The organism is Mesorhizobium sp. A623 (genome assembly GCF_054489405.1).
The window spans coordinates 1-1723 of the sequence record NZ_JBTMXB010000102.1; the positions used below are offsets into that span (position 1 = coordinate 1).

The following is a 1723-nucleotide window of genomic DNA, read 5'->3' on the forward strand; positions in this document are numbered from 1 at the left end:
CTGGTCTGTCCCTATCACCAGTGGACCTATGAACTGGATGGACGCCTGCTTTTCGCCCGCGATATGGGCAATGATTTTGACAAGAACCAGTTCAGTTTGAGACCGATCGCATGCGAAAGCGTCGGCGGCTACATTTTCATCTGCCTGGCCGAAAAGCCCGCCGATTTCGCGCCGATGCGGGCGATGATCGAACCTTATCTTGCGCCGCACCGACTGACCGAGGCGAAGGTCGCCTTCGAGAGTACCATCGTCGAGAAAGGTAACTGGAAGCTCGTCTGGGAAAACAACCGAGAATGCTATCACTGTGCGGCCAACCACCCGGAACTGTGCCGGGCTTTTCCTGAAGCACCGTCGGCGACCGGGATTAACGGCGTCGACAAGGATCCGGAGATGCTTGCCCATTGGGCCAAATGCGAGGCGGAAGGCCTGCCTAGCAAATTCAGCCTTGATCCCGCAGGGCAGTATCGGGCAACTCGTGCGCCGCTGCTGCGCGATGCCGTCAGCTTTACCATGAGCGGCAAGCCGGCCGTGAAGAGGAACCTGTCCGACAGCGTTTCGGCGGACAAGATCGGTTCCCTGTTGCTCTATCACTATCCCACGACCTGGAACCATGTTCTCGTCGATCACGCCGTCACCTTCCGCGTGCTGCCGCTTAGCGCTTCGGAAACGGCCGTCACCACCAAATGGCTGGTGCACAAGGACGCGGTCGAGGGTGTCGACTACGATCTTGCCGAACTCAGCCACGTGTGGACTGCGACCAATGACGAGGACCGCCGCATCATCGAGGAGAACGCGCTCGGCATCCATTCGCCCGCCTACCGGCCGGGGCCTTATTCGCAAGTGCATGAGGGCGGCGTCATCCAGTTCGTGCAGTGGTACGCGAACTTCATCGAGCCGAGGCTGGCCGAGGGCGACGGCACCGTTTCCGCCTTGAGGGACGCCGCTTAAGGAGAGTGGCCATGAACGTGGCGGTAGGTCTCTACAAACAGCTCGGCGAGATGGCTCCGTGGGACGACAAGCTTCAGGTCCTGGAGATCATTGGCATCGTCGACGAGACGCCCGACGTAAAGACCTTCCGCTTCCGCTCGGACAACCAGACCTGGTTCCGCTACAAGCCGGGCCAGTTCATAACGCTGGAGCTTCCCGTCGAGGGAGGCTCCTTGCTGCGCACCTACACCTTGTCGTCGTCGCCGTCGCGGCCGTTTTCCATTGCGATCACCGCCAAGCTACAGGCGGACAGCATCGGCACGCGCTGGATGTTCGATCACCTGAAGGTAGGCGACCTCGTCAAGGGCTACGGGCCGGCCGGCACGTTTTCGCTTCATAACTATCCGTCGGCGAAATACCTGTTCATCTCGGCCGGCTCGGGCATAACGCCGATGATGTCGATGCTGCGCTGGCTGAACGATTGTTCGCCGCAGACCGACATAGCCTTCGTCAACAGCGCAAGGCGACCGGAAGAAATCATTTTCCGCAAGGAACTGGAGCTGCTCGGCACGCGCATGCCCGGCCTGTCGCTCGGTTTCATGGTCAGCGAGCGGTCGAGCCGTGAAAGCTGGTTCGGCCATACGGGTCACATCGACACCGTGCGTCTGCCGCTCTTGGCCCCCGATTTCCGCGAGAGGGAAATCTTTTGCTGCGGGCCTGAACCGTTCATGCATGCCATGCGCGGGATCTTGGCCGCATCCGGCTTCGACATGGACCACTTCCACCAGGAAAGCTT

General features: G+C 60.4%; 2 protein-coding genes. Both read left to right on the top strand.

The features are described from left to right. Positions 1 to 948, top strand: a 948-nt coding sequence (locus ACX3P1_RS27990) for an SRPBCC family protein (RefSeq protein WP_459083047.1), incomplete at its 5' end; no start/stop codon positions are given. An 11-nt stretch (positions 949 to 959) separates the two neighbouring features. Next, positions 960 to 1723, top strand: a 764-nt coding sequence (locus tag ACX3P1_RS27995; protein ID WP_459083049.1) for an FAD-binding oxidoreductase, incomplete at its 3' end; no start/stop codon positions are given.